The 17668-nt window shown below is 71.0% G+C and carries 18 protein-coding genes; 4 read left to right on the top strand and 14 right to left on the bottom strand.

Translation table 11 applies throughout. The features are described from left to right. Positions 1–27: 27 nt before the first annotated feature. From OIE67_RS51910 to OIE67_RS51875, 8 genes are all read right to left on the bottom strand, one after another. Positions 28–1704, bottom strand: coding sequence for a GTPase (locus tag OIE67_RS51910; RefSeq protein ID WP_326634581.1), 1677 nt, complete (start codon positions 1702–1704; stop codon positions 28–30). After that, complete coding sequence (locus tag OIE67_RS51905) at positions 1701–3575, bottom strand: GTPase domain-containing protein (protein WP_326634580.1); 1875 nt, start codon at positions 3573–3575, stop codon at positions 1701–1703. The genes OIE67_RS51910 and OIE67_RS51905 overlap by 4 nt, the downstream gene beginning before the upstream one ends. A 9-nt stretch (positions 3576–3584) precedes the next feature. Next, positions 3585–4241: a response regulator transcription factor gene (locus OIE67_RS51900; protein WP_106250847.1), complete on the bottom strand. Its 657-nt coding sequence runs from the start codon at positions 4239–4241 to the stop codon at positions 3585–3587. 65 nt (positions 4242–4306) lie between these two features. After that, positions 4307–5719, bottom strand: a complete 1413-nt coding sequence (locus OIE67_RS51895; protein ID WP_326634579.1) for a sensor histidine kinase — start codon at positions 5717–5719, stop codon at positions 4307–4309. Continuing rightward, on the bottom strand, positions 5719–6411 hold the full coding sequence (locus OIE67_RS51890) for a response regulator transcription factor (protein WP_106250846.1): 693 nt from the start codon (positions 6409–6411) through the stop codon (positions 5719–5721). Before OIE67_RS51890 ends, OIE67_RS51895 begins: the two co-directional genes overlap by 1 nt. A gap of 17 nt (positions 6412–6428) precedes the next feature. Then, complete coding sequence (lhgO, locus tag OIE67_RS51885; RefSeq protein ID WP_326634578.1) at positions 6429–7619, bottom strand: L-2-hydroxyglutarate oxidase; 1191 nt, start codon at positions 7617–7619, stop codon at positions 6429–6431. 63 nt (positions 7620–7682) lie between these two features. Next, positions 7683–8327, bottom strand: coding sequence for an HAD family hydrolase (locus OIE67_RS51880; protein WP_326634577.1), 645 nt, complete (start codon positions 8325–8327; stop codon positions 7683–7685). A gap of 62 nt (positions 8328–8389) precedes the next feature. Further along, complete coding sequence (locus OIE67_RS51875; RefSeq protein WP_326634576.1) at positions 8390–9154, bottom strand: glycoside hydrolase family 16 protein; 765 nt, start codon at positions 9152–9154, stop codon at positions 8390–8392. Between the two features lie 288 nt (positions 9155–9442). Here OIE67_RS51875 and OIE67_RS51870 point away from each other — a divergent pair, with 288 nt between their 5' ends. Continuing rightward, positions 9443–9814, top strand: coding sequence for a hypothetical protein (locus OIE67_RS51870; protein ID WP_326634575.1), 372 nt, complete (start codon positions 9443–9445; stop codon positions 9812–9814). Positions 9815–9875: 61 nt separating this feature from the next. On the opposite strand, the gene OIE67_RS51865 is transcribed toward OIE67_RS51870, so the two are convergent. The 4 genes from OIE67_RS51865 to OIE67_RS51850 all read right to left on the bottom strand — a co-directional run bounded on the left by OIE67_RS51865 (position 9876) and on the right by OIE67_RS51850 (position 12604). After that, positions 9876–10907 carry a hypothetical protein gene (locus tag OIE67_RS51865; RefSeq protein ID WP_326634574.1) on the bottom strand — a complete coding sequence of 344 codons (1032 nt, stop codon included), beginning with the start codon at positions 10905–10907 and terminating at the stop codon, positions 9876–9878. Between the two features lie 106 nt (positions 10908–11013). Next, positions 11014–11865: a helix-turn-helix domain-containing protein gene (locus OIE67_RS51860; protein ID WP_326634573.1), complete on the bottom strand. Its 852-nt coding sequence runs from the start codon at positions 11863–11865 to the stop codon at positions 11014–11016. 11 nt (positions 11866–11876) lie between these two features. After that, positions 11877–12395 carry a DUF6879 family protein gene (locus tag OIE67_RS51855; RefSeq protein WP_326634572.1) on the bottom strand — a complete coding sequence of 173 codons (519 nt, stop codon included), beginning with the start codon at positions 12393–12395 and terminating at the stop codon, positions 11877–11879. Further along, entirely contained in the window at positions 12392–12604 is a 213-nt protein-coding gene (locus OIE67_RS51850) for a hypothetical protein (protein ID WP_326634571.1), read from the bottom strand. Before OIE67_RS51850 ends, OIE67_RS51855 begins: the two co-directional genes overlap by 4 nt. A 214-nt stretch (positions 12605–12818) precedes the next feature. Here OIE67_RS51850 and OIE67_RS51845 point away from each other — a divergent pair, with 214 nt between their 5' ends. Continuing rightward, positions 12819–12956 (top strand): hypothetical protein, encoded by a 138-nt coding sequence (locus tag OIE67_RS51845; RefSeq protein WP_326634570.1) that lies wholly within the window; start codon positions 12819–12821, stop codon positions 12954–12956. Further along, positions 12953–14113: a methyltransferase domain-containing protein gene (locus OIE67_RS51840; protein ID WP_326634569.1), complete on the top strand. Its 1161-nt coding sequence runs from the start codon at positions 12953–12955 to the stop codon at positions 14111–14113. The genes OIE67_RS51845 and OIE67_RS51840 overlap by 4 nt, the downstream gene beginning before the upstream one ends. A 134-nt stretch (positions 14114–14247) precedes the next feature. Here OIE67_RS51840 and OIE67_RS51835 read toward each other — a convergent pair whose 3' ends face one another. Then, the gene (locus tag OIE67_RS51835; protein WP_326634568.1) at positions 14248–15582 is read right to left on the bottom strand and encodes an MATE family efflux transporter; all 1335 of its coding nucleotides are present in this window, start codon (positions 15580–15582) and stop codon (positions 14248–14250) included. Between the two features lie 96 nt (positions 15583–15678). Here OIE67_RS51835 and OIE67_RS51830 point away from each other — a divergent pair, with 96 nt between their 5' ends. Continuing rightward, positions 15679–16647, top strand: coding sequence for an aldo/keto reductase (locus OIE67_RS51830; RefSeq protein WP_106250633.1), 969 nt, complete (start codon positions 15679–15681; stop codon positions 16645–16647). Positions 16648–17080: 433 nt separating this feature from the next. Here the strand turns inward: OIE67_RS51830 and thpR are convergent, their stop codons facing one another. After that, on the bottom strand, positions 17081–17638 hold the full coding sequence (thpR, locus tag OIE67_RS51825) for an RNA 2',3'-cyclic phosphodiesterase (protein WP_326634567.1): 558 nt from the start codon (positions 17636–17638) through the stop codon (positions 17081–17083). Between the last annotated feature and the right edge of the window lie 30 nt (positions 17639–17668).

The following is a 17668-nucleotide window of genomic DNA, read 5'->3' as shown; positions in this document are numbered from 1 at the left end:
TCCGACGCTGACCCTGGCCGAGTGCTCTCAGGTCCTGCCGCGGGCCAGGTCCAGGGTCTCGGCGAAGCGGGCGTACGCCGCCAGCTCCGTCTCCACGGGCCCCAGCACGTACTCCCGCCCGACCTGCCCGATGGCCGTACGCAGAGCCTTGGCGGTACGGCGGGCCCGGCGCCGGCCGCCCGCCCAGGCCGCCAGCCGCGACAGCAGGGCGATCACCACGCCCGCCAGCGCCCCGCCCACCAGCAGCGCCGTCGGCCACGGCACCACGCCCACGGTCGGCAGCGGCGGCTGGGGCAAGCGCAGATAGTCCATCGCGAACAGCCCGCCCAGCCACAGAACGCCGGCCAGCATGGTCGCGAACACCAGCCACTGCAGCACGTTCACGGCCCGCCACCACCGGGGCCGCCTCGTGGCCCCGGCGGAGGTCGTGGCCACCGCCCGGTCCACCGCGTCCGTCAGCTCGCCGGCGCGCGACCTGCCCGCCTCACGCACCGACGCCGCCCACGGCCCCGGCAGCCCGGCCGCGGCCACCTCGCCGACGTCCCTGATCGCGGTCTCGACCTGCGCCCGCTGCACGGCCGAAGCCGCCGGTACGGAGGTGCGCCCGACGATCTGCCTGTCCTCCCGATCCCGCCGGTCGTGCGGGATGCCGCCGATGCGGAGTCTGCGCAGCGGGTCGGGCCGCAGCCTTCTGACCCAGCGGGTGAGCGGCCATCCGGTGGCGACCACGGCCCGATGCCGGTGCCCCTTGGCCACGGCCTGGACGACCAGCGGCACTCCGGCCGCCGTGCTGAGCGCCCCGGTGAGCGTCCGTTCCGCCCCCTGCATCCGCTTTGTGGCCGCGACGGGCTCCCCCCGCGCCTCGGGCGGGGCGAGGTGATCGGCGGCGGCCGTGATGTCGGCGGCCAGGCGGGCCGACCAGGACGCGCGTTCCGCGACCCGCTCACGCAGCAGCGAGCGCAGCTCCCGCACTCCCTGCCCCGTACGGGCCGAGACGGCGAGGACGGGGACGCCGGCCAGCCCGTCCTCGTCCAGCAGCCGGCGCAGGTCGGCCAGGCAGCGCTCCACGGCCGGGGCGGGCAGGCGGTCGATCTGGTTGAGCACGACCAGCATCACGTCCCGGTGCCCGGCCAGCGGGCGCAGGTAACGCTCGTGCAGCGCGACGTCGGCGTACTTCTGCGGGTCCACCACCCAGATCAGCAGATCGACCTGCTCCACCAGCCGATCCACCTCCAGCCGGTGCGACAGGCGGATGGAGTCGTGGTCGGGCAGATCAAGCAACACCAACCCGGACAGATCAGCCCCAGCGTCGGTGCCGGTGCGGGTGTCGGCGTGGTCCGCGTGGCCGTCGGCCGCATGACGTTTCGGGACGTCCAGCCAGTCGAGCAGCGGTCCCGCGCCGTCACCGTCCCACAGCGCCGCCTGGGCGGCCGAGGTCGTGGGCCTGGTGACACCGACATCGGCCAGATCCTGCCCGGCCAGCGCGTTGTAGAGCGAGGACTTGCCGCTGCCGGTGGCTCCGGCCAGCGCGGCGACGGTGTGCTCGATGGACAGCTCACGACGTACGCCGGCACGGTCGGCGACGGCCCGCGCGCCGGACACGACCTGCTCGGGCAGCCGCCCCTCCGCCAGCTCGGCGGCCTCCCGCAACGCGGCCAGCCGGGAGTCCAGCGACGGCCCCTCCTTACGCCGCAGCAGCTTCACGGCCTCTCCCCCGGCCCGTCCCGGTCCCCGGCCCACCGCGCGTCCGGTCCAGGTCCGGCGGGCGGCTCCGTTCCGGGCGCGTCCGGGTGGGGCGCGGGCAGTTCGGCCGTCGTGGCCGTGCCCGTGTCGCCGGCCGCGCCCGTGTCGCCGACCGTGTCCGCGTCGCCGACCGTGCTGGGGAGTTCGGCGCGGTGGTCGCGGATGCGCCGCGCCGCCGCGCGGAGCCCGTCCGCCGTGCCCCGAGCCGGCTCCATGCTCTCCAGCTGGGTCAGGAACCGCCCGGACTCCTCGTCCAGCAGCCCCCGCACCCGTTCCCGCAGATCCTCCCTGGCTCGCACGGTCAGCGTCCGTACGGCCTGGTCGCCGAAGACAGCCTCTAGGAGCTTCTGCGACAGCACGCTGGTCCCGCCCGCGATCCCCACCTCGATCCCGGTCAGCCCGCCGGTGGAGGCGAAGACGGCCAGCATGAGCAGCAGCCCGGCCCCGTTCACGCTGAAGGAGGCCACCCTGGCGGTGGTGCGCCGTTCGGCTCCTTCCTCGCGTACGAGATCGAGCACGTATTCCTGCCACCCCCGCACCGCCGCCTCGGCCCGCTTGCCCAGGTCGGCCGAGGCCCGGCCGAGGCGGGCGGACTCGACGGCGCCCAGCCGGTCGAGCAACCCTGGCCCGCCCGGCGCGGCCGACCACCCCTCAAGAGCACGCTCGGCGGCCCCGTCGGCGGCGCCCCTGATCAGCGCCTCCACCCCGCTCTCCAGCGCGTCCCTGAGCTGCGCCTCCGGCACCCGTCCGGTGAAGAAGCCGACGATGCGGTCACGCAGCCAGCCGACGCGGCTCTCCAGGGAGCGCATGAGGTCGCCGGTGCCGATGAAGTCCTGCCAGCGCGCCAGCACCTCGCCGCGCAGCAGCGAGCCGTCACGCATGCCCTCGTCGAAGTCGGCCATGCCGCCCGCGTACGCGCCCGCCACGATCGAGCGCAGCCCGTCGAAGGCGGCCTGCTGGCGTTCGACGGCATCGGCCAGCGACGGCACCCGCACGGCCAGGCTGTCGAGTGCTCCGGACAACGTCTGGCGGACGACGCGCGACCTCTCGGCGGCGTCCGAGGCCAGCCCGGTCAGCCAGGTGGAGATGGGCTCGACGGAGGAGGCGGGCAGCCGGGCCTTCTCGTCGGGCAGCGCGGCCTCGGGCACGGTGAACAGCCGGGTGCCTTCGAGACCGTTCTCGGCGAGCAGCCTGGCCAGGTCGCGGCTTACGGGCTCGACGGCCTCGGGCGGGGCGCGGTCGAGGACGACGGCCAGCGCGGTGCTGCGTTCGCGGGCCGAGCGCAGGAAACCCCACGGCACCTCGTCGGCGTAGCGGGCGGCGGTCGTGACGAACAGCCACAGATCGGCGGCTGCCAGCAGCTGGGCGGCCAGTTCCCGGTTGGCGGTCACCACGGAGTCGATGTCGGGCGCGTCGAGCAGGGCGAGCCCCGCGCCCAGCGCCGGCGAGTCCACCACGCGCAACGCGCCGGGGCCGCCGCCGGTGGCGCGGGACAGGCCCGGCAGCACGTTCTGGCCCAGGAACCAGGCGCGGTCGGCCGGGCTGACCACGAGGGTCGGCACCAGCGTGGTGGGCCGCAGCACGCCCGGCTCGGCCACGTCGGCCCCGACCAGCGAGTTGACCAGGGTGGACTTGCCCGCCCCGGTCGAACCGCCGACGACGGCGAGCAGCGGCGCGTCCAGGGCCCGCAGCCTGGGCAGCAGGTAGTCGTCGAGCTGCCCGGTCAGCTCGCGCAGCGCGCGCCTGTCGGCCTCCGCCTCGCCGACGGCCAGCGGGAACAGCTCCCGCTCCAGCGGTCGCCGCAGCGACTCCAGCGCGCCCAGCAGGTCCATGCTGTCAAACTAACCGGGCGGCGGCTCTCTAAGCACGTAACCGACGCTGCGCAGGGTGTGGATGAGCCGCGGCTCGACGTCGTCGACCTTGCGTCTGAGGTAGGAGACGTACGACTCGACCACGCCCGCGTCGCCGCCGAAGTCGTAGTTCCACACGTGGTCGAGGATCTGCGCCTTCGACAGCACGCGCCCGGCGTTGACCATGAAGTAGTGCAGCAGCTTGAACTCGGTCGGCGACAGGCGCACCTGACGGCCGCCGCGCCAGACCTCGCGGGCGTCCTCGTCCAGCTCCAGATCGGCCACCTTGAGCCGGCTGGCGGGCGCGGACTCGCCGCGCGTACGCCGCAGCACCGCCCTGATCCTGGCCTGGACCTCCTCCAGGCTGAACGGCTTGGTCACGTAGTCGTCCCCGACCCGCAGTCCGGTGATCTTGTCCTCGGTGGCCTCGCGGGCGGTCAGGAAGAGCACGGGCGCGTCGATCCGCCTGGCCACCTCGAACCCGTCCAGGTCGGGCAGCATCACGTCGAGCACCACCAGGTCGGGAGAGGTCCTTACGGCCACTTCGACGGCCTCCTCGCCGTCGGCGGCGGTCAGGACCTCGAACCCGGAGAAGCGCAGGCTGGCGGAGAGCAGATCCCTGATGCTGGGCTCGTCGTCCACCACCATGATCAACGCCTCGGGTTTCGTCACCTACTTAGAGTGACGCAGCAGCCTGAGGGTTAGCTGAAGGCTCACTCCAAGGCGAGTGGGAGTTCGACCCGGAAAGTCGAGCCGGCCTCGGGCGAGCTCTCCACGGTGACGGTGCCGTCGTGGGCCTGGACGAGGGCCTGCACGATGGCCAGGCCGAGCCCGCTGCCCCGGTCCTCGGCCGAGCGGCGGCGCGAGCGGGCGGAGTCGGCCCGGTAGAAGCGCTCGAAGACGTGCTCGATCTGCTCGGGCGTCAGGCCGGGACCGTGGTCGACGACCTCGACGAAGAGCTTGTCGCCGCTCGTCCCCGTGCGCACGATGATCGGGGAGCCGGGGTCGGTGTGCACGAGGGCGTTGGTGACGAGGTTGCTGATGACCTGGCGCAGGCGTACCTCGTCGCCGGAGACGATCAGGGCCGTGCCGCCGACCACGTCGAGCTTGATCGTCCGTTCGGGCGCGATGATCCGGGCATCCTGTACGGCGTCCGCCGCCAGCGCCAGCATGTCCACCGGCTGCATCCGCAGCGGCCGTTGCTGGTCCACCCTGGCCAGCAGCAGCAGGTCGTCCACCAGCACGCTCATCCGGCCGGCGGCCTGCTCCACGCGCTGCATCAGCTCGACGGGGTCGGCGCCCGGGTTCTGCCTGGCGTACTCGGCGAAGCCGCGGATGGAGGTCAGCGGGGTGCGCAGCTCGTGCGAGGCGTCGCCGACGAACTGGCGCATGCGGTCCTCGGAGCGCCGGGCCGCCTCCTCGGAGGCCGACCTGGCCGCGAACGCGCTCTCGATCTGGGCCAGCATCCCGTTCAGCGACCTGGCCAGGCCGCCCACCTCGGTGCGCGGGTCGCCGTCCGGCACCCGCCGGCCCAGCTCGCCGGCGGCGATGGCCTCGGCCGTACGTCCGATCTGGCCGAGCGGCCGCATGCTGTGCCGGACGATCGTGACGCCGGCCACGGCCAGGATGAGCAGGATCCCGCCGCCGCCGAGCAGCTCGATGAGCACTAACCGCCGGGTGATCGCGTCGACCTCCTCCAGGTCCACCGCGACCACCAGCGTGCGCCACCTGTCCACGGTCTCCAGCACCCGCCACTCGCCGGGGCCGCTCATGGCGGGCGCCGTATAGGCCTCGGTGCCGGGCGACGTCGACAGGACCGGCTTCGGCTTGGCGTCCACGTCCCGGTCGGTCAGCATCGGCACGAAGTCGCTGTTCGGCTCCTTGACCAGGGCGATGGCGTCGGACTCGATGAGGATCGGCCGTTCGGCCGTCTCCCTGTCCTTCCGCCAGTCGCTCCTGACCTTCTTCTCCATCCGCGCGCTGAGCAGGTGGAGCTGGCTGTCCACCCGGTCGATCAGGTAGCCGTGCAGCACGGACACGCTCACCAGGCCGATGAAGAACATGCCGAAGCCGAGCAGGGTCAGCATCGACGCGATCAGCTTGATCCGCAGCGGCAGGCCGCGCATCAGGGACTCGGTGGCAGACGCAGGACGTAGCCGACACCCCGCAGGGTGTGGATGAGCCGCGGGCTCCGGTTGTCGATCTTCCGGCGGAGCACGGACACGTACGACTCGACGATCCCCACCTCGCCGCGGAAGTCGTAATCCCAGACGTGGTCGAGGATCTGCGGCTTGGACAGGACGCGGCCGGCGTTCGTCATGAAGTAACGCAGCAACTTGAACTCGGTCGGCGACAGCGCCACGGCGTTGCCGCCGCGCCACACCTCGTGGCTCTCCTCGTCCAGTTCGATGTCGGCGAACGTGAGCCTGGGCGGCGCCGCCGGTGAGTCCCCGCTGGTCCTTCGCAGCACGGCGTGGATCCTGGCGACCACCTCCTCCAGGCTGAACGGCTTGGTCACGTAGTCGTCGCCGCCGAGCGTCAGCCCGCGGATCTTGTCCTCCGTCTCGTCACGCGCGGTGAGGAAGACCACAGGGGTGTGCACCCCGCCGCCGCGCATCCGCCTGACGATCTCGAAACCGTCGAGGTCGGGCAGCATGACGTCGAGCACGACGAGGTCGGGGCGGTGCCGTTGCACCGAGGCCACGGCGTCGAGGCCGCTCTTCGCCGTGGACACGTCGAAACCCGCGAACCTGAGGCTCGCGGCGAGGAGTTCGAGGATGTTCGGGTCGTCCTCGACTATCAGCAGGCGTGATTCCATCACCTCCAAGGATGCCCTCATCGGACGAGTGCTGGGACAATTCCGGCGATATGCCGGGCTATGGCCAGGCTTGAGGTGGCCGCGGGCGAGGGCGCGTTGCGGACGAGGACGACCTTGCCGTGCACGTCCACGACGAAGTCGTCGAGCAGGCGGCCGTCGCGGGCCACGGCCTGCGCGCGTACGCCGCCCGGAGCCCGTTCCAGGTCAGCGGCGGTGAGCTCGGGCACGTAGCGGCGAGCGTCGCCGACGAACGCGCTCTTCAAGAGCGAGCCGCGGACCTCTCTCAGGCCCGTCCGCCAGTGGGAGCGGGCCATGCGCAGGGTGCCCGGCCAGCTGAGAATTTGCCCGATATTACGGAAATTTCGCCATCTGTAGCCTTCGTAGGCGAGGGCGAGCACCGCGTTCGGCCCCACCAGCACCCGGCCGTCGACCTGCCGCGTCAGATGCACGCCGAGGAACGGGTAGCGCGGATCAGGCACCGGATAGACCAGTCCCCGCACGAGGTCTCGCGCCGCTCCCTTGAGCGCGTAGAACTCCCCCCGGAAGGGGACGATCCGCACGTCCCCTGGCGCCCCCGCCATCCTGGCCACCGCGTCGGTGCCCAGCCCGCCGCACACCACCAGCTGGTCGAAGACGTGCCTGCGCCGGCCCGCCAGCACCTCGACCCGGTCCGCCCGCTCCCTGATCGCCCTGACCGGATGCCCCAGCCGGACGGACCCGCCCAGCTCGGCCACGTCCAGCGCGAGCCGGCGCGCGACGGCGGGGAAGTCGCAGATCGCGGTGTACGGCGAGTGCACGGCGCCGACGCCGACCGCGTGCGGCTCGATCTCGCGCAGCGCCAGCGCGTCCAGCTCGGCGATGCCCGGCACGCCGTTGGCCCGCGCCCGCTCGGCCAGCGCGCTCAGCCGGGGCCGCTCGGCCCGCGTGCTGGCGATCACCAGCTTGCCCACCTCCTGGTAGGCCACCCCGTGCGCGGCGCAGTACTCCTTGAGCAGCGCCACGCCCTCCCGGCACAGCCTGGCCTTCAGCGAGCCCGGCGGGTAATAGATCCCCGCGTGCACGACGCCGCTGTTGTGCCCGGTCTGGTGGGCGCCGACGCGCCCCTCCTTCTCCAGCACGGTGACCTCGGCGCCCCTGACGCTGGCCAGCTCCCGCGCCACGGCCAGACCGACGATGCCCGCGCCCACGACTCCGATCTTCTCCCTCACACCTCCGATTTTCCGGCCATCCGCTCATGACCGCCATATCCCCGGAGACCCGGTCGAGCGGGCTCAGCCGTGTGCCGGGGAAAGTTCGCGAACCGCGGCGACCAGCTCGGGCATCGTCCCGGCGGCGCGGTGCGGTTCTCCTCCGGCGGCAGGCTCGGGGTGGGCGTCGGTGTCGTCGCTGCGGAAGAGCACCGTCCTCATCCCCAGGGAACGCGCGGGAGCGAGATTGACCGGCCGGTCGTCCACGAACACCACCTCCTCAGGAGCGAGGCCCAGCGCGCCGAGCACCGCCTCGTACGCCTTCTCGTCAGGCTTGCGGGCGCGCAGATCCGAGCTGATGAACCACCGCCGGACCTGCCGTTCCAGGCCGAAACGGCGGCGGACGAGCGCGGACCACGCCGCCGCGTCGTTGCTCAGGCAGGCGAGCTCCAGGCCGTCACCCGCCAGTTCGGCGAGAGCCTCCTCAGCGCCCTCGGTGAGCCGGTGCTCCTGGCAGTAGTCCTCGTCCCTCTCCTCCGGCAGCCCGGCCGCCGCCCAGAACTGCCCGGTCGTGATGCGCCCGAGCGTGACCGCCCGGTAGGCGGCCCGGATCTCGGCCTCGGTCCGCTCACATCCACGGGCCCGCAGGTAGGGGATCAGCACCCGGCCCTGAACATCGCCGTACCGGTAGAGGACTCCCATCGCGTCAAGGACGATCACACGGGGCATCACTCCATCATGCCTGGCCTGCTTGCGTTTCAAGGTTCCGCAGTCCCGCCAGAGAGCCGAACCTACCCAAGCGCGCCCCCCGCGGGGGGCGCTTGTGCGTAGCCGCGAACGTAGTCGACGGTGAATTCCTTCGGGTAGACGCCTCCCGGCTCGAATTCGAAGATGTTGAGCATGAGCTGCATCGGGTACGCCGGCGCCTGGTTTATGGTCCTGACGTGTTGCCCGTCAACGGAGAAGGACACCCGCCCGGGAGTCCAGTCGACGGCGTACACGTGGAACTCACGGGCGTCGATGGGCATGGTCTCCACCGTGAAGTCGTCCGCGATCGACGGATCACCGAAAGGATGCAACCCCATGCCGATCCGGGCCTCATCGGGGCCCACATCGCGGCCGAAGATCTCCGCGACGCAGATCTCGGCGGAGCGCTCCGGCTCGTCCTCGAAGCCGATCATCCACAACGCCACCATGCAGCGCGGGTCGTCGACGGCCTTGGCGCGCATCTCGATCCGGCCGTACAGCGGGGTGTAGAGCCTCAGTTCGGGATACTCCTCCTGAACTACCGCGCCGCGGCCATGCTGCCCGATGCGGCTGCCTGCCGGGCCGGAGAAGATGCCGGTCTGCAGCGACGAGACCCGCATGGCGCCTTCGGTCTCGGGATGCCAGGGCGGCTGCTCCTCTTCGATGAGCAGGCGGAGCAGGCCGTCGCCCAGCCGGTAACGGGCCGCCGCCGCTGTCCGCGTGGTCCACTGCGGCAAGTAGTAGGGGATCCACTTCGTCTCCTCGACACGATCGCCCTGGAAGGTGTCCTCGAACTCGAGCTTCCGCATGACCGTTCATCCTCCTGGACGACCAGACTGATCCCAACCCGATTGCCGAGACCGGCCCGCGACCGCTGATGGACGGTCTCGCGTGCGCGCTGCCAGGCGGTCTTGGTCCCTGTCCTGGACCGGCCTGTTCCCCGTCGGCACAACCAGCCGAAACCCTCCAAGGCCGGCCCCGGACGCCCCAAGGGCCGCACCAGCTCCACGGCACCCAGCCCTCAAGAAGGCTTCTTGATCACCTTGAAACGCAAGGCATGCTCACAGCCGGGAATCGAACGTGAGTACGATGGTCTCATGTATCTGCCGCCGGAGTGGCCGCCGGAGGTCCGGCCGCCCAGCGTGCCCGACTGGGAGACCACGGCCGTGGCCTGGCTGCTGGACGCGGTGCCGCCCGACTACCGGGCGTACGAGGTGCTCAGGCGGCACCCCGTGGCGCTGGCCGCCATGGCCCGCCACCACGTCACCTCGGCCGTCGAGGCCGCGCGCGCCGGCTACCGGGGGGCGGCCGTCGACCTCAAGGGGCATCTGCCGCCGCACGCCATCGAGGCGGTGCTCGACACCTACCGGCAGGAGGGGCCGCGACTGGTGCGGTTGTCGCGTTCGATCGAGGTGGTCGAACGCGCACTGAGAGGCGACCTCTTCACCGCCACCATGCGCCGCCCCTGACCGGGCGACATGCTCACCGCCGCCATGCGCCGCCCCTGGCCAACGCGCCCTCTCGTGCGGGTCAGCGGGTGCGGCGGGCCAGGAAGGTGATCACTCCGATGGCGGCCGCGGCGGCGGCCAGCCAGATGAGCACGTCCGTGACCGTCAGCCCGCCGCCCCCGGAGTCCGCCTGCGCGGCGACGGGCGAGCCGCTCTGCTCACGCTCCTCCGCCCCGGACGAGCTGGACGAGCTGGACGGGCTGGGCGTGGCGGTGGGACGCGCCCGGTCGGGAAGCGGCACGCGGTAGACGGGGCTGCCGGGGCCCTCCGAGCCGGTGAGCAGCGCCTTCCCGTCGGCCGTGTACGCGATCGACTCCGCCTGCTTCAGATCCGGCATCGTCACCTTGGCGATCGTCTCGCCCGACGGCTTGAACAGGGTGGCGGAGAAGTAGGTGCGCACGACGTAGGACGAGCCGTCGGGCGCGTAGGCGGCGTCCGTGGCCATGATGGGCGCGCCCCCGACCTTGCGCAGCACGTTCACCTTGTCGCTGCGCAGCTTCTTCGGCGCCGCGTAGACCGAGCCGGCGAACTCCTTGGAGACCACGTAGAGCCGCCCGGTCACCGGGTTGATCATGACGCCTTCGGCGTTGCGGGCGCCGTCGGCATACCGGAAGCGGTAGCGGATCGCGGGCAGCGTGGCGTCTCTGAGCGTACGCGGCTCCGTCACCTTGTAGACCGAGACGTTCGGCCACGCGCCGTCCAGGTTGTCGCCGATGTCGGCGAACCAGAGCACCCCCCGGCCGGTCGCCGGGTCCTTGGTGGCGGCCATGGCCTCCCAGTCGCGCGCCTCGGCCCCGCGTACCCGGAAGGTGGCCCGCGTGCGTCCCCGGCCGTCCACGGCGTAGAAGGTGGGCGCGGCGGCGCTGTCGTTGTGGGTGTAGTAGACGCCGTCGTGCGTCGGCGACACCGCGAGCCCGCTCGACTCCGTGATCCGCGGATCCTTGAAGACGAACAACTTCTCCGTGCCGTCGTCGTCCACCGCGAAGGCGGGCGCGGCGGGCAGCAGGAAAAGAGCCGCGACGGCGGCGAGCACCCTGGTCACGAAGTCCCCCACGCCGCCATCATGCCCCACGCACCGCCTCGGGCCCGCCTTCCAACGGCGTGGCGTCCATCAAGCTCGTGGCGGCGCGAACGGCCACTCATGCCCACGCGGTTGGGGACTACTCGTCGAGGGCGGCCACCGCCGCCGTTATGAGGGCGCGGGCTGCCTTGCCGTACACCGCTAGGTTCGCCAGTCTCATGAACACGTCGGCGTACATCCCGATCTCGTGAGGCCGCGTGATCGTCAGATGGCCGGAGACGAGTTCGACGGTCACCTCTGCCTCGTCGAACATGAAGAAGCCCTCGGTCGGCCAGATCGTGGACCGGTCGGCTCCCAGGGGGATGATCCCCAGGGAGATCGACGGCAGAATGCTCATGCTCAGGAGATGACCGAGCTGCGCGGCCATGATGTCCACGCCGCCAATGGGCTGGCGGAGCACGCTCTCCTCCAGAATGACCGCGATGCGCCGGCCGCCGTCGTGGATGATGTGCTGCTTGTCCACCCGGACCTGGACGGCCTCCTCGATGTCGTCAGGCAACCCCCGGCGATGCATGAGGGAGGTCAGCAATGCCTCGATGTAGGTGGCGATCTGCAGCGGGCCAGGGATGAGGTGGGAGGAGTAGATGCGGAAGTGCCGGGTCCGCTCCCAGGTGGGGATGACGGACTCCTGCGCGGCTTTCAACCCCGTGCGCTCCATCTCCTTCCACTCCACGAACATGCCCTCGATGGCCTCCAGAGAGGCCACCAGGTCTCCTGCCTGGTCGGGCACGCCGCAGCGCCCGCACCACACGCGGATGTCGGCGGTCGAGGGGGTACGGCGGGCGTTCTCGATGCGGCTGACCTTGGAGGGGTGCCAACCGGCCAGTTCCGCGAGGTCTCGGCCGGTCATTCCGGCGTCGGTCCGGACCTTGCGGAGCCTGGCTGCCAGCACATTCGCCGCGTGCTGGGCACTGGAGGACGAAAGGGGCATGGTCTATTTGATCAGGCGGGCTGGTACCGGTCGTGCGGAATGGCGCGTTGCCAGACGGCCTCGAACGCTTCGGCGCTGAATTTGATCACGTCAAGGTCGGTGACGTGCTCGACGTCCAGCCAATCCCCCTCGCCACTGAAGTGGTTGATCAGCAGCACTTCCCCGTCGAACAGCCAGAGGTCGTTGCCGGGGAGGGCGAGGTCGGAGGCTCTCCTGCGCGGCAGCCACCGGACATCCTCACCCGCCCGGATGTTGGGGAAGGTGATGTCGTACTCGTAGCGGATGTAGTCGCTGATGGGTTCGGACACGATGCGCGCCCGTCGTACCTGGACACCACGGGCGACAGCGTCGGCGATGTTCTGCAGCCACGGCCGCCACCACGATGATCGGTCTGTCTGATCGAGCCGGTGACCGGCCTGCCAGGCGTGGTAGTCGGGATCGTCGAGCATGTAGCCGTCGCGCATCTCCAGGTGGAGTGCGGAGCGACGGCACTGCCGCAGGGCCTCGTCGACGCGTTCGGCTGGGGTCACTGCTCGGCCTCTGGCAGGAATTGGAGCATCCGCAGCGGAATCCGGACCACAGCCTCCCCCGAGGGGATGTCTCCGACTTCCGCCACGGCTACGGGGTCCGTGAGGGTGTAGCCCTGCACGATGAGATCGCCCGTGTCCTGGTCCTGCCACAATGTGGGCGACCCGCCGCTCGGGCTGTCGGGATCCTTGCCAAGGAACCGGAGCATCATGGCAGTTCTCCTCCTGAGAGATCGAGTACCCGTGTGCCGTAGCTTGCGCGCAGCCGTACCCCGCCCTCAACAGGATTGCCAGAAATTGCCAAGGAGGCTCAGCACCGTCGTCCCGTGATACTGACGTGCGCAAGGCGCGGCAATGGCATTGAGCCGCGTCGCATCGGCTTCATACCTTCCCCTCATGCAGCCACAATCACGGAAGGATGACAACGTGGGCGGGAAGCACGAAGACCCCAAGAGCCCCGAGGACAAGGAGATCACCGGCAAGGAAGGCGGCACCGGCAGCACCAACGACCAGCACCAAGAGCCCAAGGGTGGCCACGCCGAGAGCAAGGGCAAGAAGAAGTGAGCGTCACGCCGCAGCGGCTGGCGCGGCTGCTCGCCGCCCTCGATCCCGAGGGCTCCGGCGACATCAGCGACCGCATCAAGTCGGCGGTACGGAGCGTGTCCCGGCACCTGTTCGTCCCTCCGATCGGCCTGGTCGTCGAGGACGGCGAGCCGTACCTGATCGACCAGGACAAGGACCCCGGCTTCTGGTGGGACACCGTCTACTCGCCCAGCGTCATCGTCACGCAGCTCGACGACGGCGCCACCGACCTGACCAACCTGAAGGGCGATTCCACGTCGTCGGCGTCCGCGCCCAGCACGGTCGCCGATCTGCTCAACCACTTGCGGGTGGAGCCCGGCCACCGGGTGCTGGAAGTCGGCACCGGCACAGGGTGGACGGCCGGGTTGCTGTCCCATCTCGTCGGAGATCAGGGGGAGGTGACCTCGATCGAGGTGGACGCGACGGTCGCTGAGCAGGCGGCGAAGAACCTGGGCGACGCCGGCTTCCATCCACGGCTGCTCGTCGGTGACGGCGCGTTCGGCTGCACGAACGGGGAACCGTACGACCGGGTGCACGTCACCTGCGGCGTGCGGAACATCCCCTACGCGTGGGTGGAGCAGACCCGGGCCGACGGCGTGATCGTGCTGCCCTGGCATCCCGGCTACGGCACCAGCCACGCGCTACGCCTTGAGGTGCAGAAGGACGGGACCGCGGTCGGGCGGGTGGTCGGGTACGCCGGGTACATGATGATGCGCTCCCAACGGCCCAAGCCGGGCGAGGACCCGCCGCCGGGCGAAGGGCGTCGGCACTACCGGACGGCGCTCGACCCTAGGGCGCTCGACCAGCTCGGCGCGGGCGCGGATCTGGCCATCGGCGCGCTGACGGGCCTGCTGTCGCACACCACCGAGGGCTCCGACGAGAACGGCCCGTACATGCGCAGGTGGGTCTACGATCCGGACGATACCCGCTCGTGGGCCGTGGCCACGTGGCGGCCGGGGAGCGTGGATCACGGAGTTCAGCAGGTGGGCGACAGGCCGGTGTGGGATGAGGTCCTCCAGGCGTACGCCCAGTGGGTGAGCTGGGGTGAGCCGCACTGGCGCCGGTACGGCCTCACCGTTGCCCCGGACGGCCAGTCGATCTGGCTGGATACACCGGAACGGATACTGACCAGCGCCTGAGCGCTGCGCGGCTCTTGCCTGCCGGGCTGATCCGGATGTCAGCCATGGTGCGGATGATCACCCGCTCGGCCGCGACGCCGGCGTCATGGCTGGCGGCTACCAGGCGCTGGGTGAGACGGTGTGCGCGGTGGGTGTCATGAGCGGCCGGGTGCGCCAGGTGGCTTCGTACGCGTGTCGGGCGTGGGCGGGGGATCTGTCTCTTCCGGGGTTCCAGGAGCGCCCAGCTTGGCGCTGTGGCGGCGGAAACCGGTGCCCTGCAGCACGACCAGGAGCCCGTTGGCCACCGCCATGGCCGCCCACAGGCCGGTGATGCCCCAGGTCCCGGCCACGGGCACGGCGGCCAGGAGCAGCAGGCCGTACCCGATCGCGAGGAACATCAGGCTGAACGACGAGCGCTTGAGCGCGGTGAGGCCCATGCCCTGCACCGCCTGCGCCGCGTCGAGCGCGGAGGCCAGCAGCATCAGCGGCAGCAGCCCGAGCACCCGGTCACGCACCGCCGCGTCGTCGCTGAACAGCACCAGAAGATTTTCCCCGAACCCGAGCAGCAGACCGGCCACCACAAGCGTCCCTGTTATGGCGAGCAGAACCGCGCCGCGATGGGCCCGCCGGGCCCCGGCGGTGTCGGTGGCGCGCGCCACATCGGGCAACGCGGCCGAGGCGATGGACAGGGAGGTCACCATCATGAAGCCGGTGAGCGTGGTCAGCACCGCGTGGGCGGCGGTGTCGCGGGTGCCGGTGGTGCTCGCGGCGAGGGTGACCACGCCGAGCACGGCGAATTTGATCAGCACGGTGCCGGCCAGCGGGATGCTGACCTTCGCCAGGGTGATGATCTCGCGGATCCTGGGCCTGGCCTGGCCGATGGCCCGGCCGAGCGCCCGGCGCAGGCTGAGGGCGGCCACCACCGCCGACACCACGCCCGCGGTCACCCAGGCCACGCCGACCCCGGTCAGCCCCAGCGCCGGCACCAGCACGGCGCTCAGCCCGCCCAGCAGCGCCGCGAACGACAGGGTCGGCCACATCACGCTCCCGCTGCGCCCGAGCGCGACCAGGATGGTGGTGGCGCCGCCGGTGGAGGCGAAGACGAGCAGATACACCGCCAGCAAATACGGCAGCGCCCCCATCTCCGCCACCACCTCGCCGGGCACCCCGGTGGCCCCGGCGAGCAGCGGCACGCAGGCGACGGCCGTGGCGCCGACCAGCCCGGTGGTCATGCTCAGCCAGCGGGCGTCCCTGATCACGGGCACCGCCGCCGCCGGATCGTCCCGGTACGGCGCGACGAACGGCCCGAGACCGCGCAGCGAGCCCTGCACGGCCGTGCTGGCAGGATTGAGCACGGCGGTCACCACCGCGAAGGCCGCCAGCGTGACCGTGGCATGGTTACCGAGCACCGAGGTGACCACGAGCGAGCCGAGCTGACCGGTGATCATGGCGAGAAAGAGCGGCACGGCGGCGCGAAGCAGGGCGATCATCGCGACCGATGATGCGCCCGTCAGGCGCCGGTGTCGACCGAGTTCACGAATCCACCCTCTGGCCTGGAGTGCACTCCAGCTATTTAGGGTGAAGTCATGGACTACGTCAATCTCGGACGCAGCGGCCTCCTGGTGAGCCCGCTCAGCCTCGGCACCATGAACTTCGGCCCGCGTACCACGGAGGAAGACTCCTTCGCGATCATGGACCGGGCTCACGAGCTGGGGCTGAACTTCTTCGACACGGCGAACGTCTATGGGGGCCAGAAGGGCGCGGGGATCACCGAGAACATCCTCGGCCGGTGGTTCGCCCAGGGCGGCGGGCGGCGTGAGAAGACGGTCCTCGCGACCAAGGTCTACGGCGACATGGGCGACTGGCCCAACGAACGCCGGCTGTCCGCCCTCAACATCCGCCGGGCCTGCGACGCTTCGCTGAAGCGGATGCAGACCGACTACATCGACATCTACCAGGCCCATCACGTCGACCGGGACACCCCGTTCGAGGAGTTCTGGGAGGCCATGGAGGTCCTGCGGCAGCAGGGCAAGATCATTTACGTGGGTTCGTCCAACTTCGCCGGCTGGCACATCGCCAAGGCCCAGGAGACGGCGGCCCGCCGCAACTTCACCGGCCTGATCAGCGAGCAGTCCCACTACAACCTGCTCACCCGGGCTCCCGAGCTCGAAGTGCTGCCCGCGTGCGAGGACTACGGCCTCGGCGTCATCCCGTGGAGCCCGCTGGCCGGCGGCCTGCTCGGCGGCGTGCTGCGCAAGATCGACAAGGGCCGCTCGGCCGCCGACAACATGGTCAAGCAGCTCGAACGACACCGCGACAAGATCGAGCAGTGGGAGAAGTTCTGCGACGAGCTCAACGAGGACCCGGCCAACGTGGCCCTGGCCTGGTTGCTCAAGCAGCGCGCCGTCGCCGCCCCGATCATCGGGCCGCGCACGATGGAACAGCTCGAAGGCAGCCTGCGCGCCCTGGAGATCGACCTCGACGAGGCCGCCCTGGCCCGCATCGACGAAATCTTCCCGGGCCACCGCACGGCCCCTGAGGACTACGCCTGGTAACACCGCATCCCGAGGCCCGGCTGCTCTTCCACCGGGCCTCGGCTTGCCCAGGGCGGTGCATGAGCGCGACCGCCACGGGGGCTGCGTAGGCGGGTTCGACACAGACGGCACGGCCGCCACCAGCGGGTGCGGCGTACCAGCGTGGTGCGTGCGGCCCGGCATAGGCGATACGGCTTTGCCAGGCTGTTGCGACCGTGGCAGGACAGTGCGTGCGGGTCCCATACAAGGGCAGCGCGGGCCTACCAGCGGGTGGCCGTACCAGGGAGTCGCGGGTGGCTCTTTCGAGCGCCGCACACCTCAGGCCACCGGATGCCGCGCACCTCAGGTTGGCCGGGCGGCTCAGCTCAGCCAGGCGCCGATGATCACGATCAGCAGGAGGAGGCCGAGCACGATGGGCAGCAGCCAGGGGCGAGGACGATCCACGACCTGGAGCCTAGCCCCGCTCGGCGGGTGCGAGCGCCCATTCGGCGAGTGACTCGTACCTCACCTGTGGCCCGGTGTGGCTCCGGACCAGGTGGACGTGCTCGGCCCGCCAGACGGAGCCGCTGAACCCGGCCAGCGACTCGACCAGGTCGCGGAGATCGAGCTCCGTCTTGGCCCTGGCCAGAGTGAGGTGCGGATGGAAACGCTTGTCGTCCGTCTCGGACGCCCCCGCCCGGCGCGCACCCGCCTTGACGGAGTCGGCCAGCCTGGTCATGGGGTCGCCGGTGACGCCCGCCCAGAAGACCCGCGCCCGGCGTACGGAGGAGAAGGCGCCGAAGCGGTCGAACGACAGCTCCGGCGCAGGGTGGCGAGCCACGGCCCGGGCCAGGCGCGTCTCCAGCTCAGGCAGCACCCCCTCGGGCACCTCGCCGAAGAACCCCAGCGTGATGTGCCAGGTCGCACGGTCAGGCCAGCGCAGGCCCGGCACCTGCCCGACGTGGGGGGCGATGGCGTGGGAGAGCTCGTCCAACACCTCATCAGGCGGAACCAAAGCCGCGAACAACCTCATGCCGGCGGTGCCGGAGGAGCCGTGAAGAGC

It is taken from the genome of Nonomuraea fuscirosea (assembly GCF_035917475.1).
In the GTDB taxonomy this organism is placed as follows: Bacteria; Actinomycetota; Actinomycetes; order Streptosporangiales; family Streptosporangiaceae; genus Nonomuraea; species Nonomuraea fuscirosea.
The sequence above is the reverse complement of the archived record's forward strand: the minus strand, read 5'-3'. Positions and strand labels throughout refer to the sequence as shown.